We start from the raw sequence: 26,666 nt of genomic DNA, 5'->3' as shown, positions 1-26,666 counted from the left end.
AGATCGCGATAACGCACCACCTTCATCGCGGCCACACGCTTGTTCTGCGCATCAAACAGATGCTCCACCGTGGTGCTGAGATGCTGCGGAAACATCTCCGCGATCCATGCCGGCTGCACGGCGGTGGCGAGACTGAGCAGCGTCAACGGCACCGGGCCACGCGATGGCGCCTCCCGCAGATTCGCAGCCACGAAAAACGCAGCCTCCTGCACCACGCTCTCACGCACGAGCTGACCTTGGCGTTGCTCGGTGAGATCGCACTCCGGCTTGCCGGGCACGCGGCGTTTGGCCAGTTGATCCACGAATCCGGCCATGAGGCAGCACAGGAGAGCTTCGTCACCTTTGGCCGTGGTCCCACCGTCGCGATCATACAGCCGCTGCTGCTGCGCGGCGTGCAGGATCTGCTGGCAGGTCTGCTCCACCTGCCGGGCCACCTGCGCATTGATGCCGTGGCTGCGGCAGCGCTCAAAGCTGAAGCCGTTCTCTTTGGCAAATTCATAGGCCCGCATCAGCGTGATGAAGTCGGAGTCTCCGCTGTCTTCAAACATCTCGCGCAAGCCTTTCATTTGCGCATCATCACGATCCAATCGCGCCAGCAAATCGCGCCCACTGACGAGAGCAGCGCACAGGGCCGCATCCGGCACGCAGCCACGCTGGCTGGCCTCGATCAGCATGCGCGAGTAGCGCGGGTGCATCGGCAGGCGCAGCATCTGGCGTCCCACCGGGGTGAGCTCCGCCCTGCCCTCGTGCAGGGCTCCCAGCATGGTCAGCAGCTTCTCCGCACGCACCACGGCCTGCGGGTCAGGTTTATCCAGCCAATCAAACGTGGCCGCTTCCTGGATGCCGAGCGAGTGCAGCAGCAGCACGACCTCGGCCAGATCGCTGCGCTGAATCTCGGGCGTGTTGCGTTCTTCGCGAGTCTGGTGGCCGATGGAGGTCCACAAACGATGACAGGTGCCAGGCGCGGTACGGCCCGCACGCCCTTTCCGCTGATCTGCACTGGCACGGCTGATCGGCTCCAGCAACAGCGTGCCGATGCCGCGCTCTGCATCATAACGAGCCACACGTGCCACGCCGCTGTCCACCACGTGGCGGATGCCGTCGATGGTGATGCTGGTCTCCGCCACGTTCGTCGCCACGATGACTTTGCGCAGCGAGTTCGGAGCAAAGGCGCGGTCCTGCTCCTGCGGCTCCAGTTCGCCATGCAGGGGAATGCAGGCCACACGCTCCTGCGTTCGCAGCCCTCTCAGTGCGTCCAGCGTGCCATTGATTTCGCCGCGCCCCGGCATGAAGACGAGGATGTCGCCGGGCTCGCCTTCATACAAGATGCGCTCCACCGCCTCAGCGGCCTGCACCGTAAACGGACGCTGATCAGGCACCGGCAGATAGCCCACCTCCACCGGAAAGCTCTGCCCTTCGGAAACCAAGATGGGGCAGGAGTTCAAATACGCCGCCACCGGCTCCGCATCCAGCGTGGCGGACATCACCAGCATCACCAGATCGGGTCGCTGGCTCTGCTGCAAATGCTTCACCAAAGCCAAGGCCACATCGCTGAGCAGGTTGCGCTCATGGAACTCATCAAACACCACCGCGCCGATCTTCGACAGAGAGCGATCATCCTGCAGCCAGCGCAGCAGAATGCCCTCCGTGACAAAGCAGATGCGCGTGCCCACGCTGGTGTGGTCATCAAACCGAATTTGATAACCCACCTCCGCGCCAAGCTTGCCCCCGCGCTCCGAGGCCACACGTGCCGCAACGGTGCGTGCGGCCACGCGGCGCGGCTGCAGCACCACGATCATCTTGTCTCCCGCCACGCCCGCATCCAGCAGCATCTGCGGCACCTGCGTTGTCTTGCCCGAGCCCGTCGGCGCCACCAGCACCAGCCGGTTGCCGCCTTGCAGCGTGCGCAGGATGTCGGCGTGAATTTTCCAAATGGGGAGCGCGGTGGGGGCAGGCATGAAGTGGGGCGCTCGCTATAAACCAGAACTTCATCTTTTTCGACGAACGATGGTGGATTCCATCCACGGGCTGCGTTTCGTCGGTTCACCCTACCAACCATCCATGCACCGCCTTTCCTCCCTCCTCCTCGCCATCACCCTCTGCGTCGCACCAGCTTCTCAAGCGGAGGATTTGAAAGCCGTCGCCGCCAGTCTCGATGGCTACCGTTTCGAATTCGCCTGCAAGGACCCCATGCCGGAAAACCCCAAGCCCGGCGCTGACGGCATCTCAGCACGTGCCACGAACGATCCCGCCACCAACGACAAGTTCACCGACGTGCGCAAGTTTGGCGGCGAGCCCGGCAAGCGCTACAAGATCACCCTCCGCGTGCGCGGCGTGGTGGAGCCGATGATGTACAAGGACGGCCAGCAGGTGGGCGAGTACTTCTACATCGGCGGCGCTCCGAACAACGCCACCTACAACATCTACCAGCTCACCGTCTCCGCCCCGGCGCAGCATTTTTTCTTCAACCGCCAGGACAAGGTGGGCCACAAGATCTTCACCATCGACTACACCGCCACCATCGAAGTCGAAGGCGGCGCCACGCTCACCCTTCACGGCAACGGCCAGAACGGCCACATGATCACCAACTTCGCCAAACTCGTCGTCCCCGAAGTCTCCCCTGCCCCGCAGCCTTTCAACGGCCAGTTCATCCAGCTCAACGTGGTGGACGTGGCGGAGGTGAAGTGAGTTCAGCAGCTTTGTGTTTCCTGCCATGTCCACCCGCTTTCTGCTTCCCCTCGCGTCCCTGGTACTGACGGCTGCCTCCTTGTATGCAGCTCAGCCCAACATCATCCTCATCATGTCGGATGACATGGGCTTCTCGGACCTCGGCTGTTATGGCGGAGACATTCAAACGCCGAATCTCGACCGTCTCGCGAAGGGCGGCGTGCGGCTCAGCCAGTTCTACAACGCCGGGCGCTGCTGCCCCACGCGGGCCTCGTTGCTGACGGGACTGTATCCGCATCAGGCGGGGATCGGGCACATGATGGAAGATCGTGGGCACGACGGCTATCGCGGCGATTTGAACAACCGCTGCGTGACCATCGCGGAAGTCTTGAAACCGGCGGGCTATAGGACGTATGCCGTGGGCAAATGGCACATCACCAAGCACGCGGTGCCAGAAGGCCCCAAGCACAACTGGCCGCTGCATCGCGGCTTTGACCGCTTCTACGGCACCATCACCGGAGCAGGCAGCTTCTATGATCCCGGCACGCTGACCCGCGATGACACGATGATCTCGCCCTTCGCCGATGCTGAGTACCAGCCGAATCAATACTACTACACCGATGCCATCAGCGACCACGCGATTCGCTTTATAGATGAGCATGCCACCGCGCAGAAGGACAAGCCCTTCTTCATGTACATGGCCTACACCTCCGCGCACTGGCCCATGCACGCGCTGCCGGAAGACGTGGCCAAATACAAAGGCAAGTTTGACGCAGGCTACGAATCCATGCGTCAGGCACGCCTGCTGCGCATGCAGAAGATGGGATTGATCGCCAAGAACGCGGAGCTCTCCCCAACCTTCGGCGACTGGACGCAGGTGAAGGACAAAGCCTGGGAGACACGCTGCATGGAAACCTATGCGGCGATGATCGACCGCATGGATCAGGGCATCGGCCGCGTGGTGGGCACGCTGGAAAAAAAAGGCCTGCTGCAAAACACGCTCATTCTTTTTCTCCAGGACAACGGCGGCTGCCAGGAACCCATCGGCCGCCAGGCCAAGCCGCCGGCATTCAATGACAAGACCTTCCCTGTCATCGCGCAGGATGCGATCCGCCTCGATGTCATCCCCAAACAAACCCGCGACGGCCAGCCCGTGAAGCAGGGCCAGGGCATCATGCCGGGCGGACCGAACGACTACATCGCCTATGGCGAAGCCTGGGCCAATGTCTCCAACACACCGCACCGCGAGTACAAGCACTTCGTGCATGAAGGCGGCATCTCCACACCGCTCATCGCCCACTGGCCCGCCGGGATTCCAGAGGCACAGCATGGCAAAATAGAGACGCAGCCCGGCCATCTTGTCGATCTCATGGCGACCTGCGCCGATGTCGCCGAAGCAAGCTATCCCGCCAAATTCAACGGCCAGGCCATCCGCCCCAAAGAAGGCCTCAGTTTGATTCCCTTCTTCAAAGGCCAGAGTCCAGCAACACGTTCCATCTTCTGGGAACACGAGGGCAACCGCGCTCATCGCGCCGGTCCATGGAAGCTCGTGGCCAAGGAAAACAAACCATGGGAACTCTACAACATCGATCAGGACCGTGCTGAGATGCATGACCTCGCGGCGGCTGAACCAGAGCGTGTACAAGCCATGTCCGCAGCTTGGGAAACTTGGGCAGCACACGCGCAAGTGCTTCCCATCGGCGCTTGGAAAAAGCCCACCATTGTCAAAAATGCGAAGGGGAAACGCTCTAAATAAATGAGCATGCCACATTGATTTTGGAACGAAACATGCTCCCATCTCACCTTATGGACCTTTCCCAAATTCATCTCGATGTCCCCACGCTGAAACTGAGTTTGGCAATCGTTGGAGGCCTGCTTACCATCTCGATGGTGAGGATTGTGTTTCTGCTGCGCACCAATTCACGCCTGCGCGAAAGCACTTCCAAAATGGAGCAGCAGGTGGTCAACCAGCATCAGGCGCTCCTCTCGGTTCGTTCGGATTCCAATGCCTGGCGCGGAGAACTGCAGCGCATGTTTGATTCTTTCCGTGCCGAGTTCTCCAAACGTCTCGAAGAATCCGAACAACGTTACCAGGAGGTGCAGCAGCGCTGTGAGACTGCCGTCAAGCCGGCTGAAGTCTTTGCACCCCCACCGCCACCACCCGCCGTGTTGGCCAAGATTGTAACGCCGGAAGAGAAACCCGTGCTGCCCGTCCCAGCTCTGAACATCTCATAAAGCCCTGTAGAATTGAAATTCTGCTAAAGCGAAAGACCTCCCGCAAGATTGATTTAGAACAACATTTGCCGCATACACAGGAATGAATAGTGAACTGCCTCAGGACGTCCTGGTTTTGCTCATCGGTCTCAGCATCGCTACAGGTTTGTTTTTACTTTCCTTGGTGCGCACCTTTCGGCTCCTCCGTGACAACCACCGCATGGAAGTTGAAATCGCCAAGATGGAAAAGCAGTCCGTGCTGCAGCAGCTGGAGGTCACCTCCGTCCACCATGACGCCATGTCCTGGAGAGCCAAAACCCAGCGTCAGTTTGATGCCCTGCGCAGTGAGCTTTCACACCGGCTGCAGCAGGTGGATCAGGGTGGTGCCAATGCCCTGAAGGAAATGGATGCGGTGCACCAGCAGACGCTGGCAGTCGCACTTGCCAAGATCTCCGAGCTTGAGGCCGCGCTGGCCGCCCAGCCAAAGGCTGCAGCCCCAGCACTTCCACCACCCTTCACCGCCGCTCTGCCAAAGCCTCCCGTTCCTCCGGCTTCCCTGCCTGCACTGCCCGCCATGGACACGCTGCGCATCCAGTCGCTTGAGTCCGAACTTGCTGCAGCCAAGGCGGAAATCGCCAGCGCAAAACAGCAGAACTCCGCGCTGCAACGCGCTTTGCTGCTCGCACGACGCAGAGCACCAGCGCCTGCCATGCGGAAAAGCACCCCTCGGGGTGCGGTTCGCAGCGCCTGATCGAAGAAATCGACCAAATGTTTTTTCCTCTCGCCAAGCGTGAGAGACCGTCTTTATTCAGGGACGTAAAGCAGGCCCTTAGCCCTGCATGCCACCCCCCACACTTTTCGCACCATGACTGACAACCCCACCGTAGATTCCGTCTTTGGCAGCAGTCCTCCACACGCCCCCTTTCAAGCCGCGAAAGCCAGCGCCTTGAAAGCCGCCGAAGAACTTCGTGCTGCAGCTGCGCAAAAGGCCTCCGAATTCCGCGCTGCCGCGGAAACACGCGCCCAGCAGTTCCGCGACACCGCCGAGCAGAAAGCGACTGATATCAAGGAAAAGGCCGGCGAATTCGCCGACAACACCTTCAGTGAAGCGCGTGTGCGCTATGATGACCTGCGTGCCGAGGCGGAAAAATTCGCCCGTGAAAAGCCGCTGCAGGCTCTGCTCACCGCCTTTGGCATTGGATTCGTCGTCGGGGCCATTCTGCGTCGCTGATTCTTACATCGCGCCCCCCTTTTCATGAACCCAGGCACGCCGCCCGCCCCCGAGGAACGCGCCAGCGCAACAGGACTGCTGCGCGCCGTCGCCTTGTACATTGAGGCACGTGGCCGCCTGCTGCACATCGAAGGCCAGGAAGCGGGCAACCGCCTCACCAATCTCTCCGGCATGTTCATGCTGGCCTTTGCCGCCTTCGTCATCGGCTGGATGCTGGCCGCCCCCGCACTCGTCTGGATCATTGCAGACGCCAACGGCTGGCACTGGACGCGGGTGGCTCTTGCCGGTGCTGGCATTCATCTCTTTCTCGGCCTGCTTCTGCTCGCCGGACTGAAGTCCAGGCTGCGCGGCATGCAGCTCTTTGAGGAAACATTCAATCAATTCCGCCGGGATCGCGAATGGCTCGCCAGCAACAAGAACAACTAACGCCGAAGCAGCAGGCTTTGCGTGATCTGGAAGACGCTCGTGCGTCTCTGGCGCATCATGCCGCCCATGCGGTGGAGGAATGGAGCCCGCGGGCCGTGATCACCCGCAGCGTGGAAAAGCATCGGGCGCTGTGGATCGGAGGCGCAGCTGTCGCAGGACTGGCGGTGCTGAAAGCCATCTGGCCCTCGCGAGGTTCCGCCCGCCATCCTGAAGCTTCCCTTAGTGGCGCTCAGAGAAGTGGCTTGTTTGCTCTGCTCCTCAGTCCGCTGCTTGGTCTTGCACGTAAATCCTTGATGAATTACGGCACTCAATTGTTTGAAACTTACCTGCGCCAGAAAATATCTCCGAACGTCCCGGATTCCGAAGCAGTCTAGCGTCATCACCTTTTCATGTCCGATCCCAACCAACCCCCACAAGATCTTCTTCCTGTTTTAGGCTCCGTGGACGACTACCTGCGTTTTTGCATGGAGTATGATGCGTCTGACTTGCATCTCGCCACCGGCGCACAACCTGTCTGGCGCCGCTACGGCAATCTGCAACCCATCTGGGACAATGCGGCGATTCTTACCCCGGAAGATGCCCGTCGCCTCGCCTACGGCTTCCTGGGAGAGGCCCAGGTCAAACAGCTTGAATCTCGCGGCGATGTCGATTTCGCCTACTCGCCACCTTTCGGTCGTTTCCGTTCTTCCGTCGTTCAGCAGCGCCTGGGCATTGACATGGTGTTCCGCGTCATCAAGACGCAGATCAAATCTGTCGAAGATCTCGGACTGCCTGCCACGGCCAAAACACTCACCCGTTTCCACAACGGCCTGATCCTCGTCACCGGTCCTGTCGGCTGCGGCAAGTCCACCACGCTTGCCGCGTTGGTCGATTCCATCAATCAAGAGCGGGAGGATCACATCATCACGCTGGAAGACCCGATTGAGTACATCCTTGAGCCGAAGGGCTGCCACGTGAATCAGCGCGAAGTGCACACGCACACGGCCTCCTTTGCCGCCGCGCTGCGCGGTGCGCTGCGTGAAGATCCGGACGTGATCATGATCGGTGAAATGCGCGACCTTGAAACCATCTCGCTGGCGATCACGGCTGCGGAAACGGGCCACTTGGTGCTGGGCACGCTGCATACTAGCAGCGCCGCACGTACGCTGGACCGTGTGCTGGATGTGTTCCCCATTGATCAGCGGGATCAGATCCGCATCATGGTGTCTGAATCCCTGCGTGGCATTCTTTCCCAGCAGCTGGTGCCTAGACTCGACGGCAATGGCCGCGTGATGGCGCTGGAAGTGCTGGTGAACACGCCGGCCGTCGGCAACTGCATTCGTGAAGGCAAGACCTACATGCTGGCAGGTGTGATGCAGACCGGCAAAGGCGTCGGGATGATCACGATGGATGATTCACTGCGCAATCTTTACTCGACCGGACAGATCAGCCGCGAGGAGTGTGAGTTCCGCTCCGAGGACAAGGTCTTGATGAAAAAATTCTTTGAATCCTGAGGCCATCAGCCAAGCCAACCGACCACTGCTAACGTCTCATGCCAATCATTGATCAATATTTCCAGAAGCTCATCGAACTGGGCGGCTCTGACCTCCACCTCAGCCAGAAGCAGCCGCCCAAGGTGCGCGTGCACGGCAGCATCAAACCAATCTCCGACCAGATCCTGGACGAGCGCCTCATGGAGACCATGATGCGCGAAATCTGCGAGCCCCGCGCGTGGGACCGCTACAAGGAAAAGGGAGACCTCGACTTCGCCTACGAGATGGATGCGGACAACCGCTTCCGCTGCAACTACCTGCGGCAGCAGCACGGCTATGCCGCCGTGTTTCGTATCATTCCCACCAAGATCGCCACTCTTGAGCAGCTCGGCATCCCGCCCGTGGTCAAGGAATTCGGCCACATGCGCAGCGGCTTGGTGCTCGTCACCGGCCCCACCGGCTCTGGCAAATCCACCACGCTGGCCGCCCTGCTGGATTACATCAACACCAACTTCCGCCGCCACATCATCACGATCGAAGAACCGATCGAGTTCGTGCACCGCAACAAGAAGAGCATCATCACCCAGCGTGAAGTGCCCATCCAGACCCCATCGTTCGCCGACGGCCTGCGCGCCGCTCTGCGTGAGGATGCGGACATCGTGCTCGTGGGTGAAATGCGCGACCTTGAAACCATTTCGCTGGCCCTCACGGCAGCGGAGACCGGCCTGCTCGTCTTTGGCACCCTGCACACCAACAACGCCCGCAAAACCGTTGACCGTATCATTGACGTCTTCCCCTCCGATCAGCAGAGCCAGGTGCGCACCATGCTCGCCGCCTCGCTCAAAGGCGTGGTCGCCCAGCTCCTCATGAAGAAGTCCGATGGCAAGGGCCGTGCCGCCGTGAATGAAATCATGGTGTCCAATCCCGCCGTCGGCGCCATCATTCGTGAAGGTGCCACGCAGAAGCTCTACGACGTCATCATCGGCGGCAAATCCCAGGGCATGCAGTTCATGGACGAAGCCATCTGGCAGAAGCTCCGTGACGGCTACGTCACCCCGATGGAAGCCTACATGAAGGCCATCGACAAAAACCGCTTCAAAGCCTTCCTTCCTCCCGAGGATGCCGGCCTTGCCGTCGCCAGCGGTGGCGATGCCAACAAATAGTCAGCCGCAGACTGGCAGCGAAGCAGTTGAGTCTTGCCGCAGCTTCTGCGGTGAATTAACATCGTTTTAATTCAAGGATGAGCACGGCTTCCGAGGACCATTCGTCAGACCAGCCGCAACGCACCAGTCATCAGCCTGGCCCGTTGGCGATCCTCGCGGCCACGGCGCTTGGCGGAGTCATCGCGGCACGCATTAGCAAAGCACCCCTGCTCTTCGCAGCGGGTGCTGCGGCCATGGCGATGCTGAAGCAGAAAAAGACCACCGCTCCTCCGCCAACGGTCACGCCAAAGAGCCTGCCGCCCCCTGCTCCACCGCCTGAAATCCCCGCCCAGAGTCAGGTCGAACAGTGGCTTTCCCGCCAAATCATTCGCGAAGAGCAGGCCCCTGTCGTTGATTTCTCCACGGTCGACGTCACGCCGGAAGAGCCCGCAGATGATTACCAGCCGGAATCCTTTCTTCTGGATGAATTTGAGGAGTTCCCCTTTTCCTCACCCCCGCCCGACAACGATGCCTTTGCTGGCCTCAGTGAACCCGCATCGCAGCCGATGCCGATTTCGACACCTGAGCCGGAAATCGAGAAGGTAGAAGCAGAGCAAGAGCCGGAAACCATTCCTCCACCTTCGCCATTTTTTCAGGAGGCACCTCCTCCGCCCGTGCCTGCGCAAGTTCTGCTGCATATACCGCTCACGCCGCCTCCCTCGCTTCCCCTTGCAGCAGATGGCGCATGGACTCTCGGTCTCGATCCCTTGCCGAGCTTGAACGAATCCGCGCCATACGTCCCACCCGTCGGCGACATGTTCTTCAGCACCCCGATGCCGCAAGAAGCCCCAATGAGCACCATGGAGCCTCCTCGCTCCAACATGTTTTCCAGCGCCCCTGTGCAGCATGAAGAGCCCGGACCACCGCTCTTCTTTTCCACTGCGGTGTTCCAAGGGGCGGCATTTCCGGATGAAATCCAGGTCGCTCCTCCATTGGCACCCGTGCCCCTCATGCCATCACCGGCCCCGTCCGTTGCGGCCCCTGTGTGGGAACCAGCACCCTTTTTCGAACCTCTGCCCACAGCAGCAGTAGCAGCAGCGCCAGAGATCCCGGTCGTGTTGGCGGCTCCTGGCGAAGCATCCTTCGATCCCCCGCTGAGCGCAGCACCCCACAATCCCTGGCAGACTGAACCGGACGTGTTTGCAACAACGCCCGCAGTTCCCTTTCAGCCTCAGACGGCAGGCACCGTGGTCGAAGCCGAGATTATCCTGCGCCCGCGTGCGCCGATGCAAAACTCCGTCACCGCGAAATCCAAATTTGTCCCTCAGAACTTCGCCAAGCCATTCTCCGACGAAGACAGCGCCGTCCCTCCTGCCGAGAACGCCAACGACGCCCACTTTCCGGGACCGCTGCAATCTCAGCAGGATCCCAAGCCACGCCCCACCTGGCGCTCCTGGTGGCGGGGTGACTGAGTCCGCTCAAGGAATCGCGTTCTTTTTCCGGATCAATGCACTGTAGATCCATACGGCCACGCAGATGCCCAGCAGCGTCAGCGCAAACCAGTCACCGTAACGTGCATAAAGCGTCAGGTGACCCGCACGCGGCACCTTGACCTCACCGGGCAGTGTTCCTTCGATGAAGGTTGAACCAGTCTCAGGATCTTTCAGCCGGGAAGTGATGCGACCACAAGTGTCGATGAAGCAGCTCACGCCCGTATTCGTGGCACGCACCATGGGGCGGCGCAGTTCGATGGCACGGAAGAGCGCATTGGTCAGATGCACTTCAGGCTCTTCACTTTGCAGGAACCAGCCATCGTTGGTGATGTTCACGATCATCTGCGGAGCCTCGCGCACAAACTTGCGTGCCAGACTGCCCACGGTGTCTTCAAAGCAGATGAGCGGGATGATCTGCACCTGCGGCTGCTCCAGCAGCATCGGCTCGGTTTTGTCTCCCGGCGTGAAGGCCCCTTCAAACATGCTGCTCAGAAAGGAAAAAGGCGGGATGCTTTTCAGCGGCAGGTATTCACCAAAGGGAACCAGATGCACCTTGTGATAATCCTGCCGATGCTCGGCGCTGCCACGAAACAGCACGGCGGATACATGCCCGATCTCAGCGCTTTTATAGAGATCCGTGCCAAAGAAGAGGCTGAAGTCTCCAGCCTGCAGCATGTCATTGAAGTAATTTCGATGAAAGTCCTGCGGGAGATAGTGATACCGGTCCTCAAGATTCACCGGCAGCGCGCTTTCCGGCCAGATGATGAGATCCGTGGAGGTCCTGCCCTCCTTCGCCGTGCCATACATGCGGGTGAACTGATCGAGGTGCTGATACGTTTGTTCCGCAAGCCTGCCCGTCGCGGCATCCACCAGCGACACGTTGGGCTGCACCAGAACGGTGCGTACAGTAATGGCGTCCTTTTCTTTGGCGGTCAGCTTCAGCATTCCATACCCCGCTGTGCTGAGCATGAGGATCAAAGCCATGGTGAAATCGAGCCGCGTCTTGCACGTCCCCTCCCCGCGATAAGCGATGATGAGCCGCGTCAGCGTGTTCCAGGCCGTGCAGGCCACAAACACCGGCAGGAAGGACAGGCCAAAGACGCCGACGAGATCCGCTGCCTGGATGAGGGGCAGCATGCCGTACATCGCCACACCGAGGCCGTTCCAACCAAAGCCGGTGAAAACCGTCGTGCTGCGCAGCCATTCACAGGCCACCCATGCCGAAGCAGCGAGAAAGGAACACGCCAGCGAATGCAGCGTGCTCGGCCACCAGGAATCTTTGGTCAGCGTGGTCACATTAGGCCGTGCAAAGCGATGCGTGAACCAGGCCCACAGACCAAAGTAAACCGCACAGTATCCAGAAAGGCCGACTAGCGCGCCGAATCCTGCCAGCTCCGGCAGCAACCCCGACCAGGAGTCGTCAATCGCATTGCCAAGCCTCACGCGCGCCGAATGATGCACCCACTTCAGATTGATCAGGAAGAAGGCCAGCCCGGCCAGATAGCCGCGCCAAAACGGACGCACTTTGACACCTTCTGCCTGCTTCCATGGCCACAAGACAGCCAGCAGAGGCAGGAGCCAGAGCCAGACCGCGAGATTGGAATTCCAGCCTGGAAAGGCAAACGTCAGAATGATCCCGCTGAGCAGCGGGGCAATGAGCATGAACAGGCGCAGTCGTTTGGTATCAGTCACGGGCCGGGATCATGCCGCCGCCAGACGAAAAGCCAAACGTACATTCCGTCATTTTCACCGTGTCCGATTCCTCCCAAAAGTTGTCCGCACATCAGGCTGGCCAGAAAGCGTTATTTCGAGTGAGATTTCACATCACCAACCATGAAAGCGATCCTGCTCATCCTCTTCACCGCCGTTTTAGCCCATGCCGCGCCCACCGGCCCCATCCGCGTGCTGTATCTGGATGCCGAGGGCAAGGAGCAAACCGCCGTCGGCCCGCTGTATGAGGCCATGCGTGATCTGGGCCGCGATGCCATCTGGTTTGACTATGCCAAGGAGGAACTGCCCGCCGAAAACTACGACCTCATCGTCAAGCCCGGCAGCGATCTGAGCCGCGATGCCATTCTCTCCAAACTCAGCGCCGAGCGCAAAGCCAGCTACGAAGCCTTCCTCAAGCAGCGCGATCCCGAGGAGCGTAAGAAGCACCCTCAGGTGGCCAATTACGAGAAGCGCCCCGAACCGCTCACGCTGCAGCTGCCCATGAGCGTGAAAGCCAGCATGGAGCGCACCCAGGTGCCGGCCGATTGCGAATTGAAACTCTTCGCCAGCGAACCGGACATCGCCAAGCCCATCGCCTTCGCTTGGGATGCACGCGGTCGCTGCTGGGTGGTGGAGACACGCGACTACCCCCATGGCGTCACCGACAGCGGCGAAGGCCAGGACAGCATCAAAATCTGCGAGGACACCGACGGCGATGGCAAGGCCGACAAGTTCACCGTCTTCGCCGACAAGCTCAACCTGCCCACCGGCATCGTGTTTGCTCGCAAAGGCATCATCGTGGCCGCGCCGCCGAAGTTCATCTACCTCGAGGACACCAACGGCGACGACAAAGCCGATGTGCGTGAAACCGTGATCGACTGCTGGGGCATCCGCGACACGCACGCTCAGGCCAGCAATCTCCACTACGGCTTCGACAACTGGCTCTACGGCTGTGTCGGCTACAGCGGCATCGAAGGTTACGTCGGTGGCAAGAAGCATCAGTTCGCCATGGGCACCTATCGCTTCAAGGCAGACGGCAGCGCCATTGAGTTCCTGCACCAGTTCACCAACAACTCCTGGGCGCACAGCACCAATGATGCGGGCGATCAGTTCGGCGGCACCGCGAACGGCGCGCCCATCTTCTTTGGCGGCATCCCCGGAACAGTTTATCCCGAAGGCTCACGCGGCATGACGGCCAAGAAGATCAACGTCGTCGAGGCCTGCCACACCATCACGCCGAACTTCCGTCAGGTGGATGTCTTCGGCGGCTACACGGCGGCGGCAGGCAGCAATTTTATCTACAGCGGCAACCTGCCCAAGCGTTTCCAAGGCAAGGCCATGGTCTGCGAACCCACGATGAAGGTCGTCTCCCTTTTCGATGTGCAGCCCGATGGCGCAGGCTGGAAGGCGCTCGACTTCATGAACATATACGCCAGCAGCGATGAATGGAACTCTCCCGTCCACGCCGAAGTCGGTCCCGATGGCGCCGTGTGGGTGGCCGATTTCCAAAACTTCATCATCCAGCACAATCCCACGCCGAGTATGGAACGCGGCGGCTTCGTGACCACCACCGGCAAAGGCGGCGCGCATGAGAACGATCTGCGCGATCACAGCCGCGGGCGGATTTTCCGGATCGTTGCCAAAGGAACCAATCCCAAGGCGGAGAAGCCTGCACTGACCGCCAGCACACAGTCTGCGCGCCTCACCACGCAGCGTGAGATGGTCGAAAGCAGCGAGCGTGTGGATGTGAAGAGCATCAATCACACAGTGCTGGATGCGAGTGACAGCACGGCTGCCATCCACGCTTTATGGAGTCTGCAAGGACTGGGCAAACTCGATGAAGCCACGCACAAAGCCGCACTACTCTCAAAAGACGCCGGACTACGCCGCAATGCCATTCGCGCCCTCGGCAGCGATGCCAAAGCGCAGTCCCTCCTCTTCGGTGCCGGCGTCATCAGTGATCCCGATCTCCACACACGCCTCGCCGCTTTCGTGAAGCTCGCAGACTTCCCCACCACGCCGGAGATCCAGACGCTGGTGAAAAAGCTCGCCATTGATCCGGTCGTGAAAAATGACGAATGGCTGGCCGAAGCCGCCAAGATGCTGGGCAAGAAACACAAAGCCCTGAGCTACAAGGAAGGTCCCAATCTCCTGCCGAACCCCGGCTTTGAAGAGGTGGCGGCAGGTGCCAAAACACCGACCGCATGGAAGCAGCGCAACTACGGTACGAAGCCAGGCAATGCTGGGGCCGAATGGAGCATCGTCACCGATGAGAAGATGATCCACAGCGGGAAGCAGGCCTTCCGCGTCATCACCCGCGATGATGCCGACACCAGTTTCTTCGCCGACGTGCCGCTGAAGCCAAACACAGAATACAAGCTCAGCGCCTGGATCAAGACGCACGGCTTCCGTGGCAAAGCCAGCCTCAACGATCACCTCGGCCGTTCTGAAACGACCAAGCTCACCCGCACGCAGGACTGGACCGAAGTGGACGTGACCTTCAACAGCAAGACCCGCGACAAGGCGAGCATCAACCTCCTTCACGTGGGCAAAGGCGACACCTACTTTGATGATGTGCGCCTGGTGGAATTGATACCCGAAATTGAAGACGATGAATCCAAGCTCGCAGGTGATGTGAAGCGCGGTGAAAAGATCTTCTGGGAGCACCCCGTGGCCGCCTGCAAAAACTGCCACATGCTCAAAGGCCAGGGCAGCGCCGTCGGCCCAGCGCTGGACGGCATTGCCACGCGCAAAGACGCCGCCTACATCCTCGAAAGCCTCGTCAATCCGAACGCCAAACTTACCGAAGGCTACACCGCCACACCGATCTCTCCGATGCCCCCGATGAACCTCATCTTGAAGCCTCAGGAGTTCGCCGATGTGAAGGCGTTCATCATGAGCCTGAAGTGAAGCAGCACCTGCCATGAACATCATTGCGCGCGCCCTGCTGCTGATCCTGACCACCTGCCCTGCGTTGTCGCAGTCGGTCGAAAGCGAGCCACGCAAGTCCTGGGGCCCGATCGTGTTGAAGGAAGATGACCGCCCCGCCTTTCCCCCGCCACCCGAAGGCTGGGACAAACGGCGGGAGGGCATCCCACACGGCAATCTGACGATGATCGAGTACGATTCCAAGACCGTGGGTACTCGGCGGCGGATGAATGTGTACACACCTCCCGGCTACACGCCGGAGAAAAAACTGCCTGTTCTGTACCTGCTCCACGGCATCGGCGGCGATGAAACGGAGTGGGATCGTTTTGCACACCCGGACGTGCTGCTGGACAATCTCCTCGCTGATGGGAAAGCGGTGCCAATGATCGTGGTCATGCCAAACGGCCGAGCACAGAAAAACGACCGACCCACAGGCGATGTCTTCAAGCATGCGCCAGCCTTTGCGTTTTTTGAGCACGACCTGCTTGACGATGTGATCCCGACCATTGAAGCGCGCTATGCCGTGCAGGCAGACCGCGAGCACCGTGCGCTGGCAGGACTCTCCATGGGTGGCGGGCAGGCGCTGAATTTCGGGCTGGGTCATCCCTTGCTCTTTGCATGGGTCGGCGGCTTCTCCTCCGCACCCAACACCCACAAACCCGCCGAACTGCTGCCTAACGCCAATGCGGCCAAACACCTCCACCTGCTCTGGCTTTCCTGCGGCAGCAAGGATGGGCTCTTCTCCATCAGCCAGGATTTTCATGCTTGGCTAAAAGAACAGGCAGTACCGCATGTATGGCACGTCACTGACCACGAACACGATGCCCCAGAGTGGAAGCAGGCATTGTATCATTTCCTGCAGCAACTCACTTTCAGCGCGGTCGCACCGACTGGTGGCGAGATCTCCCCGCAAAATGGTGGATCGTCAAAGATCGGCAAATGATGCACGGAAAGTTTCTGGATGCCGAGCACAGTAACGTTCGGTAATTCAGCATAGCCACTCCTGAAAGTGTTCCAAATACCACTTCATGCCACAAATGTCCTTGCAGCCGCAAACACATCACCATGACTCAGCCCCGGTTCGCGGCCCGCTTTGAACGCTTCAAAACGTCTCTCCACCTCCGCCGCAATCGTGGAATCGTTTTCCCATTGCGCGGGTAAATCCGCGTCCACCGTCTCCCAGATAATTTCTGCCAGAAAACGTCTTTCCTCGGATGAAAGACGAGCGGCTTGAGCAAAAAGTTCGTAAACAGCCATGATAACGAAGAATAGCACCAAGCTGCCGCGTTGAAAGTCCCTGCTGGAGCCGACGTATCTGTGACATCCCATGTCGTTCTCGTCCTCCGCCTCTCCCCACCGCTGCTCCGGCCCGCTGTCGCGGCGGAGTTTTCTCAGCATGGGCACGCTCGGGCTCACTGGCTGGTCGTTAAGCGACACCTTGCGCGCCGAGACGATTGCCAAGGCTGCGGGAAAACGACTCAAGGACAAGTCGGTCATCTTTGTCTGGCTGCCGGGCGGCATGTCGCAGCTTGAGAGCTACGACATGAAACCGAATGCACCGGTGGAATATCGCGGCGTGCTCAATCCGATCCGTACCAAGGTGCCCGGCACGCACATCTGCGAGTTGTTTCCCAAGCAGGCGAAGATCGCTGACAAGTTCAACATCATCCGCAGCGTGCATCACGAGTTCTCGGACCACGGCGGCGGGCACAAGCGCTTCATGACCGGGCGCAATCCCGCGCTGCCGGTCGGCTTCGTCAATGATGCGCCTTCGGTGCAGTCCATCATTACCCGCAAGCTGCAGCGCGCAGGACAGGCCATGCCCACCTGTGTGGCAGGCGTGGATCGTGGTCGCAGCGGCATCGATATTTTCTCGATGGGCGCAGCCTATCTCGGACCTTCCGCCTCCCCCTTCATGGTGGTGGGAGATCCCAGTGCCAAGGATTTCAAGGTCGAGAACATCGGCCTCACGCCTGACATGGCTTCACGCATGGACGACCGCATGCACCTGCTCAAGGGCATGGACAATCTCAAGCGCGAGATGGATCGCAGCGGCCTCATGGACGCCATGGACAGCTTCAGCCAGAAGGCGTTTGGCATGCTCACCACGCCCTCAGTGCGTGATGCCTTTGACCTGACCCAGGAGTCGGCCCAGACGAGAGAACGCTACGGCTACAGCACCTACGGCCAGCGCGGACTCATGGCGCGCCGTCTCGTGGAAGCCGGCTGCCGTTTTGTGACCATGGTCTGGGAGAATCCCTTCTCCACGACTATCCCGAAGAACTGTACCTACAACTGGGACAGCCACGCGGTAAACTGCGACATGTATGCCGACGCCCGCTGGCGCATGCCGGTGTATGATCAGGCAGCATCTGCATTGATCGAGGACATCCACCAGCGCGGGCTCGACAAAGACGTGCTCGTCATCATCACCGGCGAATTTGGCCGCACGCCCAAGATCAACACTCAGATCGGCACCCAAACCGGCGTGAGCCAGCCAGGGCGCGACCATTGGCCCAGTGCGATGTCCTTCATCGTCAGCGGCGGCGGCATGCAAACGGGACAGGTCATCGGCGCAACGAACCCACGGGCCGAATACCCCATTGAGCGTCCGCTGAGTCCGAACGACCTCTGGGCCACGGTCTATCAGCATCTGGGCATCGACCCGGAAGACACCTTTGATGACTTCCAGGGTCGCCCAATGCCCATCCTGCCCTTCGGCGATCCCATCAAGGAACTCCTGCCACTGGTATGAGGCCCTGATCAACGCAGATTTAGGAAACCAGGAATAACTGTTTGCAGTAGCTTGTCAGGAATCACATATGAAAGCATGCAAGAGTTCATGCATAACGCCCCTGTCTTAGCAAGGTTTTCACTGATGGAACTACCGCGCTGGGGAGCGTCAAAATCATTGGTTGGGGGCACAGGCCTCGGCTTCTGGAGGCTTTGCAGCCCTCAGAACCTGGCGATTTGGCATTAGGCGTCTTGTCTTCAATCGCCCGCTCCTGAAGGAAAAATCGTCCCCTTCCATGCCTGCCTGCCAGATCCTTGTTCTTCAAGACTCTCCTGCGAACCGACAGGAGCTTGCAGAATGGTTGTCACGGCATGCGCCGGACACGCTTGCTGCCTCCGGCTGGTGCCGTCGTATGGCGCACTGGTGGGATGAGAACCCGTTTTCCTCAATCGCTCCTGATCGCGGATGGGTCATGCGGCATGAGGGCCGCCTCGTTGGCTTCATGGCGCTGATTCCCGCAGGCTATGCGGTGAGCGGCACACTCACGCCCGCCATGATCGCTTCCACCTGGTGCGTTGAGGAGGCTCATCGCAATGCCAGCCTGCCCATGCTGATGAAGCTGCGACGACTGGCGGAATGCACACTGATGGCGGATACCACGCCGACTCCTGAAGTACAGATGATGCTGCAAAAAATCGGCTGGACGCCTGCCAAGGACATTACACGCCACTTCGTGCCGCTGGGCCTTTTTGCACTGCCATTGCGGGGAAAATGGCCAGGATTGGCTTCCGGCAAAAAGCTGACACGAGACCCCTCAGAAGTGCGCAGCATCGCCGCCAACTTTCAGAGGCCCGACCGCATCGAAAAATGGATCACACCGGAGTATCTGCGTTGGTTCGCCGCCTCGCCGATGCGACGCCATGAGTTCATCGGCGTGCTTGATGCCTCGTCCTGCCTCTCCAGCTACCTGTTCCTGACCCCGAAGAAAATCCGCGGCATCCCTGGCTGGATGGAAGTGGATCATTTTACAACCTGCGATGACTTCTCCGAGATTTACGCCCTCATTGGCGAAATCGTGCGGAAGCCCTCACTGCTTGGAAGCGAACGTCTTCTCTCCCTCGCCAGCTTTCCTGGCGATGACTCCTGGGATGGCGCGCCCATTTTGCATCGACGCCCAGAGCAGGTCGCGCATCACTTCTCCATTCCTGAGGCGATTAAGACGCTGCCAAAGCAAAGCGTGCTCGCAGAGGGAGACTGGGGGATTTAGATAAGCTTCTCGATCACCGACCGAAGGTGGCTCCCGGTGGTAAAGGTGTCCGCCGTCATGAGTTCATCGGGAATCTGCACGCCGAACTGCTGTTCGATCTCCATCAGCAGATCGATGGACGCCATGGAGTCGAGGCCAAGCTTGCCAAGATCCTCATCCATCGGCACTTCGGCGCTGTGCGCTAGGAAGCGGAGCTTCGGGCGGAGGATTTCCTGGAGTTTCAGAGGGAGATCGGTCGCGGTCATTGGAAACACTGATTAGAATGCATGATAAAAAAATTCGCCATCACTGGAAGACTCAATTCTCGATCACCTTGCTGCCGCGAAAAGCAACTTCCTCGGGCCTCTGGTGGCTGAGGAAGCCCAGCAGGCTCGCTGTCAGGCCATAAGCTCCCACATTCGGCACGGCGAGCAGATCGCCGACCTCGACAGGCGGCATTTTTTGGCCACGCGCCAGGCTGTCTAGCGGGCTGCACAGAGGACCCACGACATCGGCGACGATCTCGCCTTGTCTTTCGGCCGTCAGATTGACCAAGGTGAGCGCAGACCGCGGGATGCGACCTAGGCCGGACATGCCACCGAGGTGATGAATGCCGGTGTCGAGCACGACGAAGGTCTTCGATCCGGCCTTTTTCACATCCAGCACAGTCGAGATCAGCGTTCCGCTGCTGCCGCAGAGGTAGCGGCCACTTTCAAAGCAGAGCTGGGTCTTGCCATGCAGCGGCGAGGCTTTCCACACGGCATCCAATGCTTCGCGCAGCCCCGGAAGGTCACTGCCCGCCGAATCGCTCGCATAGGGCCAGGGGAAGCCGCCGCCAGCGTTGACGACCTGGCATTCAAAGCCTAGCGCAGTCGAAACCCGCGTCGCCGTCTCCAAGGCGCATTGCGTGTTCTTTGCCAGCGCCTCCACAGAGCCCACCTGGGTGCCGAAATAAACATGGACACCGTTGACCTCTAAGTTCGGCAGTTTCAGCCGCTGCGCCGCGCCATCCGCGAACAGCAGCGCCTCATCAAATCCGAACTGGCTTTCCACGCCGCTCATCGCCAGCCGGGCATCTGGAGCCTTTTGTGGATTCACGCGCAGCATGGCGGTGATCTCCACCCCGGCCTTCACCGCCATCTTCGACAACCGCCCGGCATCAGTGTAGCTCTCGCAGGAAAAATGCGTCACGTCATTCTCCAGCATGCGTGCGATCATCTTTTCGGACTTGCCCGGCCCGCCGTAAACGATGCCATTCTCAAAGCCCGCTTTTTGCGCCGCCAGAAGTTCCCCGTCCGAGGTGATCTCCGCCCTCACGCCCTGCTTCCGCAACTCGCGTGCGATGGCAGGAAGTGGATTGGCTTTAAAAGAGTAGTAGAGCCGCGAACCCTCTGGCAGCGCTGCTTGCAAGGCCTGCAGTCGCGCATTCACCACATCCAAATCATACGCATAGAGCGGTGAACCGTACTTTTCGACGAGTTGGCGAGCGAAATCAGCGTTCATGGCTCAAAGGATCGCGCGAAGGGCTTTCCGGTCGATCTTTTGATTCCCGGTTTTTGGCAGTTCCGGAAGCAAAAACACCCGGTTGGGTACTTTGGCGGGTTCGAGCTTAACGCTGAGAGCCTGGATGATTTGCGCCTCGCCGAGCGAAGATTCCGAGACACTCACAAACAGGCACAGCAGATCCTTAGCCTCGTCTTTGATGCATCCTGCAGCCACGATGCCGGGAATAAGGCAGGCTTCCTCCTCCACCTCAGCAGGACTGAGGCGATGGCCCTTGTGCTTGATGAGGAAGTCACTGCGTCCATGGATGTACAAGAAACCATCCACATCTAGGCTGCCAAAGTCTCCACTGCGAAGCACACGTGTGCCGTCGAGCACAGGATAGCGCTTCGCTGTCTCCTCCGGAGCCCGCCAGTAACCGAGCGCGAGGTGTGGGCCACGAATGCAAAGCTCGCCTATCTCGCCGGGAGGCAGACGTTTGCCGTCCTCGTCGACGGCGAAAACCTCCGTGCCATCCAGCGGCCTGCCGACAGACTCAGGTTTGGCATCCAACTCGTCAGGCAGCAGAATGGAGACGCGTTTGCACTCCGTGAGTCCATACATCGGATAAACGAGAGCCTGCGGAAACAACTCGCGAATGCTGGCGATGTAACTTTGCGGCAGATGATCGCCCGTGCTCGTGATGATGCGCATTTTGGGCAGTGGCACCGGGCGGTATCGCTGCATCTTGATGAGTCCGCCAAACAGGGTCGGCACGCCTGGCAGCACACTGATCTCCTGCGCCGCAAGAATCCGCAGCAGCTCCGGCCCGGCATGCTCCGGCCTGCCAATAAAGATCGACGCTCCTCTGATGGCGGCGTAAAACACCTGGTAGAGGCCATAATCAAAACTCAGAGGCAAGAAGATCGCCACCCGATCCTCCGCCCTATATGGCAGTCTCGCCTGGATGGCGGCGGAGACGAAGCGGACGTTGTCATGCGTCAAAATCACGCCGCGTGGCGTGCCTGTGGAGCCGGAGGTGAAGACGAGGAGGGCCGGATCAATCTCCAGCCCGGGATACGGCACGACTGGCGGTTCCTCCTCAGCGATCAAATCGGGGAAGTGGCAATCTTCATTCTCGCAGCCGACCCAAACGAGCGGCGTTTCTCGGAATTCTTCACGCAGCCAGGCTGTGGCAGAATCCAGCAGGCCCAGCTTCGGTTCCGTTTGCGACAAAATGCGTCGCAGCCCCTCCGGCTTGATTTGAGGATGCAGTATCACCGAGATGGCACCGATCTGCGCCACAGCAAAGAACAGGAGCACCGTCTCGATGCGATTGTCAGTGACCATCACCACACGGTCATTGTGTCCGATGCCCTGCCTTCTAAGCCACGCCGCGATGCTACAGATGCGTCGCCAAGTCTCCGCATAGGTCAGCTCCTGCGTACCATCCCTAAAATAGATGCTTTCCGGCCACCTGTGGGCACCTTCACGCACATACTCAGCGATGCACCAAGCCGCTTCAAGACCATCGAGTTCCGAAGGCGGCAGTAATGGAAGCGTGGAAGTGTTCGAAGGCATCGAGAAACAAAAGCGCAAACAACGTTAAGAGCCGAATATTTGCCGCGCAACCAGATGAGTTTAATTTTCACAAAAAATAACACTCCCGTGGAATTTTCATCGTTTCTGATCCGAATTGCATCCTCCGGGGTGCCGATCAAGGAACATCTGCTGCTGGAGTGAACGGCAGAGAATCCGAAACGGAGAGCAGCAACGTTAGTTTGACCTGAAGGCCAGTCTGGCCTTGATAACCGGACTCCTGGCCACCCGGCCTGAACGCAACCCACACCCACACAACCTCTATGGCACTCTCCGTCGGCTCCAAAGCCCCTGGCTTCACCCTCAAATCGAAATCCGCCACCGGTCTTAGCGATGTCTCGCTTCCAGCTGGCAAGAACACCGTCCTGCTGTTCTTCCCCCTCGCTTTCACGGGCGTCTGCACCCAGGAACTCTGTGACATCACCGCAGGCCTCAGCTCTTACAGCGACCTGAACGCCGACGTCATCGGCATCAGCGTGGACAGCCCATTTGCACAGGAAGCCTGGGCCCAAAAAGAAAAGATCGGCATCACCCTGGTCAGCGACCTGAACAAGGAAACCACCAAGGCCTATGACGTGCTCTTCCCAGGCCTCGCCGGCATCGGTGATACCTCCGCCCGCGCAGCTTTCGTCATCGACAAGAGCGGTGTCATTCAATACGCCGAACAGACCGCCACGCCGAAGGATCTTCCTGACTTCGCCGCAGTGAAGGCCAAGCTCGCTGAGCTGTCGTAATCGACCCGCTGTAGTCAACAATCAGATGCCATGTGATTCTTCATCACATGGCATTTTTGTAGAGTGGAGGTTAGGCCTCCGGCCTGACAACGGCCTGGGGCGTCCCGCCTTGGTTTCTGAATCGAAGGCGGGACGCCTCGATCCGCCTGACAGGCCAGAGGCCTATCCTCCGTTTGACAGGCTGGAAGCCTGTCCTCCAATTCATCCCCCCACATGGCCGCTCACGCTGATCAATTCTCCATCCCCACCCGGGGCAAGGGCACCTATGAAATCACCGAGCGCTGTCAGGAGATTGTGCGCGTGAGTGGCATTCGCACAGGCACGGTCACTGTCTTCGTGCAGCACACGAGCGCGAGCCTGGTGATCTACGAGAATGCCGACCCTTCAGCGCGCACCGATCTGCACAGTTTCTTTGACCACCTCGTGCCGGAGGACACGCCTTATTTCGTTCACACCTACGAAGGGCCGGATGACATGCCAAGCCATCTGCGCATGGCGCTGACCCGCACCTCCGAAGTCATTCCCGTCGTGAACGGCCGTCTCGCCCTTGGGACATGGCAGGGCATTTTTCTCTTCGAGCACCGCCGGGCCCCACACACGCGGAGCATTGTGGTCAGTGTGGTGGGGGAATGATAGCACTCCGCCACTCTCACGCGGCATCCACACCGTCCAACGCCCGTAGATAGTCAAACGAGTACAGCCCGGTGTTGTGCCCGTCGCTGAAATCAAACTGGATGGCGTAGCCGCCGACCATCCGCCAGTCCTTCACGGTGACGCCGGGAAAGTGCTTTTGATTGGTGCCACCGATCTTCTTTCCCAGCAGATCACGTTCGCCGGTGTTCTCGGCGCTGGGTGAGGCGGCGCGCAGTTTTTCCATGGCGATGAACTGCTCCGTGCCATCGCTCCAAACGAGGGCAACTTCGGTTCCGATGAGTTCCAGGCGGGTCGGTGTCATGAGAGAAAGGCTACGAGGGTGGGAAAGCAAAAGGGACGCTCGAAAGCGTCCCTCTTGAAGAATGATGGCTAATCCGGAGGGATTAACGGGAGTAGAGTTCGACGACGAGCTGCTCGTTGGCGATCGGGTTGATCTCTTCACGCACTGGGACGCGATTGACAACACCGCTCATCTTGTCGCGATCGACAGTCATCCAGTCGGAAGCAGGAGTGCCCTGGGTCATTTCAAGGAAACGACCGATGAGCTGCTGGCTGCGCTGGCTGGTGGTGCGAGCGGCGACGACGTCACCTGGCTTGCACTGGTAGCTGGCGATGTTCACGACCTTGCCGTTCACAGTGATGTGACGATGGCTGGTGAGCTGACGGGAAGCGAAACGGGTGTTGGCGAAGCCCATGCGATAGACGACGTTGTCGAGGCGCAGTTCGAGCATCTGAAGCAGGTTTTCACCGGTCACGCCCTTACGGCGCTGAGCTTCAGCGAAGAAGCGACGGAACTGCTTTTCCATGAGGCCGTACTGATAGCGCAGCTTCTGCTTTTCAGCGAGGGCGGTGCCGTACTCAGAGGTCTTGCGGCGGGTGTTGCGAGCACCGTGCTGTCCCGGTGGGAAGTTACGGGTTTCGAGAGATTTGGAAGGACCGAAAAGCGCAATGCCGAAACGGCGATTGATTTTTTCGCGAGGACCTGTGTAGCGTGCCATAGTGGGTAAGAGAAAAGAGCTGAAAAATTAGACGCGACGGGCTTTTGGCGGACGGCAGCCGTTGTGCGGGATTGGAGTCACATCTTTGATGGTGGTCACTTCGACACCGAGGGCCTGCACGGCGCGCACAGCGGATTCACGACCGGAGCCAGGACCGCGAAGGCGGACTTCAGCTTCACGCAGACCATGACCCATTGCCTGACGGCAGGCATCCTGAGCAACGACCTGAGCGGCGTATGCAGTGCCTTTACGGGAACCACGGAAGCCCATCTTACCAGCAGTGGACCAGCCGATCACACCACCTGCGCGGTCGGTGATCGTAACGATGGTGTTGTTGAAGGTGGCGTAAACGTGGACAAGGCCTGAGGAGACGTTCTTGGAACCCTTGGCCTTGACGACCTTCTGTTCGGCGGCTTCACCACCGATTTCGAGCCAGACGCTCTGGGAAACCTGTTTGTCGCCACTGCCGGAGGGGCGTTGGTCTGCACCAGGAGCAGCAGGTGCTGCGCCAGGGGCGGGTGCCGCTACCGGAGCGGGGGCTGCTGCCGGAGCTGGTGCTGCGGCGGCGGGTGCGGTGGGGGTCGTTTCGTCAGCCATGATATTGGAAAGGGGCGTTGCTAGAATTCAGATTACTTCGCCTTCTGGGCACCCACGGTCTTACGTGGACCCTTGCGAGTGCGGGCGTTTGTGTGGGTACGCTGGCCGCGCACTGGCAGACCACGACGATGACGATGTGCACGGTAGCAGTTGATACCAAGGATGCGCTTCATGTGCATCTGAAGCTCACGACGAAGGTCGCCTTCGATCGGAATCTTCATCCCCTGAACGGTCTGGGTGATCGCAGCGATCTGTTCGTCGCTCAGTTCACCTGCCCGAATGTTCGGGTCGATGTTGGTGGCGGCAAGAATCTTGCGGCTGACGGAAAGCCCAATGCCGTAGATATACGGAAGTGAGTATTCGATTTTCTTTTCGTTCGGGATTTCGACTCCAAGCAGGCGGGCCATAATTCAGTGTATTGGGATTTAAAGAAAGGATTAACCCTGACGCTGTTTATGGCGTGGATTTTTGCAGACAACACGGACAACACCTTTGCGGCGGATAACACGGCAAAGTTCGCAGAGAGGTTTAACGGAGGTACGGACGCGCATACAGGAGTAGTGAAAGAAGGTGAGTCTGGGGGAACTCAAAACCCTGCTTTTGGAGCAGGGGGCAGGATGTCTAACACAGACGAAAAAAGGCGCAAGCTGGAATTTGATGAGTTATTCACATTTGTGGAGAGCAGTTGCCCCCGCCTCGATGAAAGGCATCATGCACGCCTGATGAAAAACGTTCTCTGTTTTGGCGATTCTAACACCTGGGGCTTCAAGCCCGACAGCATCTCACTCCCCTGCCCTGAACGCCACCCGCATGATGTGCGCTGGACTGGAATTCTGGCCCATGAACTAGGGACCAGCTTTCGAGTGATCGAAGAAGGGCAAAATGGTCGCACCACCGTGCACGACGACCCCTTTGCCCTCGCACGCAATGGCAAGACAGTGCTGCCTGCGATCCTGGAATCCCACAAGCCGCTGGATCTGGTGGTGCTGATGCTCGGCTCGAATGATCTCAAGGCCGTCTATGGCGTTTCCCCCGGAGAGATCGCCACCGGTGTCAAAATGCTGGCGCAGATGATCCTGGGCAGTGATGCCGGCATCGGCAACAAAGCACCCAAACTCCTGCTGCTTTGCCCACCTGCCATCGGCGATCAACTGCACCTGCCGGACGTCGCCGCCAAGTTCCCCACCGGTCAGAAAGACAGTCGCAGACTGCCCAAGTATTATGAAGCCGTTGCCAGTTCACTCGGCTGTGGCTTCCTCAATACGCAAACACTGATCGAGCCCGGCAGCGACGGCATCCATTTAGATGCGGCTGCGCATGGACGGCTCGGCAAAGCCGT

28 protein-coding genes are annotated in these 26,666 nt (G+C 59.4%); 17 read left to right on the top strand and 11 right to left on the bottom strand.

Annotated features, from left to right (window positions below; genetic code table 11):
- The coding region (locus tag ACIREA_RS04980; RefSeq protein WP_397381158.1) for a DEAD/DEAH box helicase at positions 1 to 1,958 on the bottom strand (1,958 nt) is incomplete at its 3' end.
- Between ACIREA_RS04980 and ACIREA_RS04975 the strand changes: the two genes are divergently transcribed.
- From ACIREA_RS04975 to ACIREA_RS04930, 10 genes are all read left to right on the top strand, one after another.
- The gene (locus ACIREA_RS04975) at positions 1,957 to 2,688 is read left to right on the top strand and encodes a hypothetical protein (RefSeq protein ID WP_397381157.1); all 732 of its coding nucleotides are present in this window, start codon (positions 1,957 to 1,959) and stop codon (positions 2,686 to 2,688) included. The genes ACIREA_RS04980 and ACIREA_RS04975 overlap by 2 nt on opposite strands.
- A gap of 25 nt (positions 2,689 to 2,713) precedes the next feature.
- Positions 2,714 to 4,423, top strand: coding sequence for an arylsulfatase (locus ACIREA_RS04970; protein ID WP_397381155.1), 1,710 nt, complete (start codon positions 2,714 to 2,716; stop codon positions 4,421 to 4,423).
- Positions 4,424 to 4,473: 50 nt separating this feature from the next.
- Positions 4,474 to 4,902 (top strand): hypothetical protein, encoded by a 429-nt coding sequence (locus ACIREA_RS04965; RefSeq protein ID WP_397381154.1) that lies wholly within the window; start codon positions 4,474 to 4,476, stop codon positions 4,900 to 4,902.
- Positions 4,903 to 4,984: 82 nt separating this feature from the next.
- Complete coding sequence (locus tag ACIREA_RS04960) at positions 4,985 to 5,632, top strand: hypothetical protein (RefSeq protein ID WP_397381152.1); 648 nt, start codon at positions 4,985 to 4,987, stop codon at positions 5,630 to 5,632.
- 114 nt (positions 5,633 to 5,746) lie between these two features.
- Positions 5,747 to 6,112: a YqjD family protein gene (locus tag ACIREA_RS04955; RefSeq protein ID WP_397381150.1), complete on the top strand. Its 366-nt coding sequence runs from the start codon at positions 5,747 to 5,749 to the stop codon at positions 6,110 to 6,112.
- Between the two features lie 24 nt (positions 6,113 to 6,136).
- Positions 6,137 to 6,538: a phage holin family protein gene (locus ACIREA_RS04950; protein ID WP_397381148.1), complete on the top strand. Its 402-nt coding sequence runs from the start codon at positions 6,137 to 6,139 to the stop codon at positions 6,536 to 6,538.
- Positions 6,511 to 6,912 (top strand): hypothetical protein, encoded by a 402-nt coding sequence (locus tag ACIREA_RS04945; protein WP_397381146.1) that lies wholly within the window; start codon positions 6,511 to 6,513, stop codon positions 6,910 to 6,912. Before ACIREA_RS04950 ends, ACIREA_RS04945 begins: the two co-directional genes overlap by 28 nt.
- A 15-nt stretch (positions 6,913 to 6,927) precedes the next feature.
- Positions 6,928 to 8,031 (top strand): type IV pilus twitching motility protein PilT, encoded by a 1,104-nt coding sequence (locus ACIREA_RS04940; RefSeq protein WP_397381144.1) that lies wholly within the window; start codon positions 6,928 to 6,930, stop codon positions 8,029 to 8,031.
- 38 nt (positions 8,032 to 8,069) lie between these two features.
- Positions 8,070 to 9,173 (top strand): type IV pilus twitching motility protein PilT, encoded by a 1,104-nt coding sequence (locus tag ACIREA_RS04935; RefSeq protein ID WP_397381142.1) that lies wholly within the window; start codon positions 8,070 to 8,072, stop codon positions 9,171 to 9,173.
- A gap of 77 nt (positions 9,174 to 9,250) precedes the next feature.
- Positions 9,251 to 10,624 carry a hypothetical protein gene (locus ACIREA_RS04930; protein ID WP_397381140.1) on the top strand — a complete coding sequence of 458 codons (1,374 nt, stop codon included), beginning with the start codon at positions 9,251 to 9,253 and terminating at the stop codon, positions 10,622 to 10,624.
- A gap of 6 nt (positions 10,625 to 10,630) precedes the next feature.
- Here ACIREA_RS04930 and lnt read toward each other — a convergent pair whose 3' ends face one another.
- Positions 10,631 to 12,337 (bottom strand): apolipoprotein N-acyltransferase, encoded by a 1,707-nt coding sequence (lnt, locus tag ACIREA_RS04925; protein WP_397381138.1) that lies wholly within the window; start codon positions 12,335 to 12,337, stop codon positions 10,631 to 10,633.
- A 141-nt stretch (positions 12,338 to 12,478) separates the two neighbouring features.
- Between lnt and ACIREA_RS04920 the strand changes: the two genes are divergently transcribed.
- Together ACIREA_RS04920 and ACIREA_RS04915 are read left to right on the top strand one after the other, a co-directional pair.
- A complete protein-coding gene (locus ACIREA_RS04920; protein WP_397381136.1) occupies positions 12,479 to 15,265 on the top strand; it encodes a PVC-type heme-binding CxxCH protein in 2,787 nt (928 codons plus the stop codon).
- Between the two features lie 13 nt (positions 15,266 to 15,278).
- A complete protein-coding gene (locus ACIREA_RS04915; protein ID WP_397381134.1) occupies positions 15,279 to 16,226 on the top strand; it encodes an alpha/beta hydrolase in 948 nt (315 codons plus the stop codon).
- 83 nt (positions 16,227 to 16,309) lie between these two features.
- On the opposite strand, the gene ACIREA_RS04910 is transcribed toward ACIREA_RS04915, so the two are convergent.
- On the bottom strand, positions 16,310 to 16,681 hold the full coding sequence (locus ACIREA_RS04910; RefSeq protein ID WP_397381132.1) for an addiction module protein: 372 nt from the start codon (positions 16,679 to 16,681) through the stop codon (positions 16,310 to 16,312).
- Between ACIREA_RS04910 and ACIREA_RS04905 the strand changes: the two genes are divergently transcribed.
- The gene (locus tag ACIREA_RS04905) at positions 16,680 to 18,038 is read left to right on the top strand and encodes a DUF1501 domain-containing protein (protein WP_397381130.1); all 1,359 of its coding nucleotides are present in this window, start codon (positions 16,680 to 16,682) and stop codon (positions 18,036 to 18,038) included. The genes ACIREA_RS04910 and ACIREA_RS04905 overlap by 2 nt on opposite strands.
- 274 nt (positions 18,039 to 18,312) lie before the next feature.
- Complete coding sequence (locus ACIREA_RS04900; RefSeq protein ID WP_397381128.1) at positions 18,313 to 19,284, top strand: hypothetical protein; 972 nt, start codon at positions 18,313 to 18,315, stop codon at positions 19,282 to 19,284.
- Here ACIREA_RS04900 and ACIREA_RS04895 read toward each other — a convergent pair.
- The 3 genes from ACIREA_RS04895 to ACIREA_RS04885 are packed head-to-tail and all read right to left on the bottom strand — an operon-like array spanning position 19,281 to position 22,326.
- A complete protein-coding gene (locus ACIREA_RS04895) occupies positions 19,281 to 19,529 on the bottom strand; it encodes a phosphopantetheine-binding protein (RefSeq protein WP_397381126.1) in 249 nt (82 codons plus the stop codon). The genes ACIREA_RS04900 and ACIREA_RS04895 overlap by 4 nt on opposite strands.
- A gap of 52 nt (positions 19,530 to 19,581) precedes the next feature.
- Positions 19,582 to 20,766 (bottom strand): type III PLP-dependent enzyme, encoded by a 1,185-nt coding sequence (locus tag ACIREA_RS04890; RefSeq protein WP_397381124.1) that lies wholly within the window; start codon positions 20,764 to 20,766, stop codon positions 19,582 to 19,584.
- 3 nt (positions 20,767 to 20,769) lie between these two features.
- Positions 20,770 to 22,326 (bottom strand): class I adenylate-forming enzyme family protein, encoded by a 1,557-nt coding sequence (locus ACIREA_RS04885; protein ID WP_397381122.1) that lies wholly within the window; start codon positions 22,324 to 22,326, stop codon positions 20,770 to 20,772.
- A 281-nt stretch (positions 22,327 to 22,607) separates the two neighbouring features.
- Between ACIREA_RS04885 and ACIREA_RS04880 the strand changes: the two genes are divergently transcribed.
- Positions 22,608 to 23,078, top strand: coding sequence for a redoxin domain-containing protein (locus tag ACIREA_RS04880; protein WP_397381120.1), 471 nt, complete (start codon positions 22,608 to 22,610; stop codon positions 23,076 to 23,078).
- A gap of 213 nt (positions 23,079 to 23,291) precedes the next feature.
- A complete protein-coding gene (locus ACIREA_RS04875) occupies positions 23,292 to 23,711 on the top strand; it encodes a secondary thiamine-phosphate synthase enzyme YjbQ (protein WP_397381118.1) in 420 nt (139 codons plus the stop codon).
- Positions 23,712 to 23,727: 16 nt separating this feature from the next.
- On the opposite strand, the gene ACIREA_RS04870 is transcribed toward ACIREA_RS04875, so the two are convergent.
- The 5 genes from ACIREA_RS04870 to rpmJ all read right to left on the bottom strand — a co-directional run bounded on the left by ACIREA_RS04870 (position 23,728) and on the right by rpmJ (position 25,878).
- On the bottom strand, positions 23,728 to 24,033 hold the full coding sequence (locus tag ACIREA_RS04870) for a gamma-butyrobetaine hydroxylase-like domain-containing protein (RefSeq protein WP_397381116.1): 306 nt from the start codon (positions 24,031 to 24,033) through the stop codon (positions 23,728 to 23,730).
- Between the two features lie 82 nt (positions 24,034 to 24,115).
- Complete coding sequence (gene rpsD / locus ACIREA_RS04865) at positions 24,116 to 24,730, bottom strand: 30S ribosomal protein S4 (protein WP_397381114.1); 615 nt, start codon at positions 24,728 to 24,730, stop codon at positions 24,116 to 24,118.
- Positions 24,731 to 24,757: 27 nt separating this feature from the next.
- Positions 24,758 to 25,327: a 30S ribosomal protein S11 gene (rpsK, locus tag ACIREA_RS04860; RefSeq protein WP_397381112.1), complete on the bottom strand. Its 570-nt coding sequence runs from the start codon at positions 25,325 to 25,327 to the stop codon at positions 24,758 to 24,760.
- Between the two features lie 32 nt (positions 25,328 to 25,359).
- Positions 25,360 to 25,734, bottom strand: coding sequence for a 30S ribosomal protein S13 (rpsM, locus tag ACIREA_RS04855; protein ID WP_395731177.1), 375 nt, complete (start codon positions 25,732 to 25,734; stop codon positions 25,360 to 25,362).
- Positions 25,735 to 25,764: 30 nt separating this feature from the next.
- Positions 25,765 to 25,878: a 50S ribosomal protein L36 gene (gene rpmJ / locus ACIREA_RS04850; protein ID WP_133796336.1), complete on the bottom strand. Its 114-nt coding sequence runs from the start codon at positions 25,876 to 25,878 to the stop codon at positions 25,765 to 25,767.
- A 171-nt stretch (positions 25,879 to 26,049) separates the two neighbouring features.
- Here rpmJ and ACIREA_RS04845 point away from each other — a divergent pair.
- Positions 26,050 to 26,666: SGNH/GDSL hydrolase family protein (locus ACIREA_RS04845; RefSeq protein ID WP_397381110.1), on the top strand; the 617-nt coding region annotated here is incomplete at its 3' end.

It is taken from the genome of Prosthecobacter sp. (genome assembly GCF_044373815.1).
Lineage (GTDB): Bacteria > Verrucomicrobiota > Verrucomicrobiia > Verrucomicrobiales > Verrucomicrobiaceae > Prosthecobacter.
Note: the sequence above shows the minus strand (reverse complement) of the source record. Positions and strands in the feature narration are given on the sequence as shown.

Excerpts from the sequence above, each read along its gene's own strand:
- ACIREA_RS04905 (WP_397381130.1), top strand. The coding sequence starts at position 16,680 with ATGGGCACGCTCGGGCTCACTGGCTGGTCGTTAAGCGACACCTTGCGC.
- ACIREA_RS04940 (WP_397381144.1), top strand. The coding sequence starts at position 6,928 with ATGTCCGATCCCAACCAACCCCCACAAGATCTTCTTCCTGTTTTAGGC.
- ACIREA_RS04935 (WP_397381142.1), top strand. The coding sequence starts at position 8,070 with ATGCCAATCATTGATCAATATTTCCAGAAGCTCATCGAACTGGGCGGC.
- ACIREA_RS04900 (WP_397381128.1), top strand. The coding sequence starts at position 18,313 with ATGCCTGCCTGCCAGATCCTTGTTCTTCAAGACTCTCCTGCGAACCGA.
- rpsK (WP_397381112.1), bottom strand. The coding sequence starts at position 25,327 with ATGGCTGACGAAACGACCCCCACCGCACCCGCCGCCGCAGCACCAGCT.
- ACIREA_RS04945 (WP_397381146.1), top strand. The coding sequence starts at position 6,511 with ATGGCTCGCCAGCAACAAGAACAACTAACGCCGAAGCAGCAGGCTTTG.
- rpsM (WP_395731177.1), bottom strand. The coding sequence starts at position 25,734 with ATGGCCCGCCTGCTTGGAGTCGAAATCCCGAACGAAAAGAAAATCGAA.
- ACIREA_RS04895 (WP_397381126.1), bottom strand. The coding sequence starts at position 19,529 with ATGACCGCGACCGATCTCCCTCTGAAACTCCAGGAAATCCTCCGCCCG.
- ACIREA_RS04915 (WP_397381134.1), top strand. The coding sequence starts at position 15,279 with ATGAACATCATTGCGCGCGCCCTGCTGCTGATCCTGACCACCTGCCCT.
- ACIREA_RS04875 (WP_397381118.1), top strand. The coding sequence starts at position 23,292 with ATGGCCGCTCACGCTGATCAATTCTCCATCCCCACCCGGGGCAAGGGC.
- ACIREA_RS04885 (WP_397381122.1), bottom strand. The coding sequence starts at position 22,326 with ATGCCTTCGAACACTTCCACGCTTCCATTACTGCCGCCTTCGGAACTC.
- ACIREA_RS04890 (WP_397381124.1), bottom strand. The coding sequence starts at position 20,766 with ATGAACGCTGATTTCGCTCGCCAACTCGTCGAAAAGTACGGTTCACCG.
- ACIREA_RS04880 (WP_397381120.1), top strand. The coding sequence starts at position 22,608 with ATGGCACTCTCCGTCGGCTCCAAAGCCCCTGGCTTCACCCTCAAATCG.
- ACIREA_RS04960 (WP_397381152.1), top strand. The coding sequence starts at position 4,985 with ATGAATAGTGAACTGCCTCAGGACGTCCTGGTTTTGCTCATCGGTCTC.
- rpsD (WP_397381114.1), bottom strand. The coding sequence starts at position 24,730 with ATGGCACGCTACACAGGTCCTCGCGAAAAAATCAATCGCCGTTTCGGC.
- rpmJ (WP_133796336.1), bottom strand. The coding sequence starts at position 25,878 with ATGCGCGTCCGTACCTCCGTTAAACCTCTCTGCGAACTTTGCCGTGTT.
- ACIREA_RS04955 (WP_397381150.1), top strand. The coding sequence starts at position 5,747 with ATGACTGACAACCCCACCGTAGATTCCGTCTTTGGCAGCAGTCCTCCA.
- ACIREA_RS04870 (WP_397381116.1), bottom strand. The coding sequence starts at position 24,033 with ATGACACCGACCCGCCTGGAACTCATCGGAACCGAAGTTGCCCTCGTT.
- ACIREA_RS04920 (WP_397381136.1), top strand. The coding sequence starts at position 12,479 with ATGAAAGCGATCCTGCTCATCCTCTTCACCGCCGTTTTAGCCCATGCC.
- ACIREA_RS04970 (WP_397381155.1), top strand. The coding sequence starts at position 2,714 with ATGTCCACCCGCTTTCTGCTTCCCCTCGCGTCCCTGGTACTGACGGCT.
- ACIREA_RS04930 (WP_397381140.1), top strand. The coding sequence starts at position 9,251 with ATGAGCACGGCTTCCGAGGACCATTCGTCAGACCAGCCGCAACGCACC.
- ACIREA_RS04950 (WP_397381148.1), top strand. The coding sequence starts at position 6,137 with ATGAACCCAGGCACGCCGCCCGCCCCCGAGGAACGCGCCAGCGCAACA.
- ACIREA_RS04910 (WP_397381132.1), bottom strand. The coding sequence starts at position 16,681 with ATGCTGAGAAAACTCCGCCGCGACAGCGGGCCGGAGCAGCGGTGGGGA.
- ACIREA_RS04975 (WP_397381157.1), top strand. The coding sequence starts at position 1,957 with ATGAAGTGGGGCGCTCGCTATAAACCAGAACTTCATCTTTTTCGACGA.
- ACIREA_RS04965 (WP_397381154.1), top strand. The coding sequence starts at position 4,474 with ATGGACCTTTCCCAAATTCATCTCGATGTCCCCACGCTGAAACTGAGT.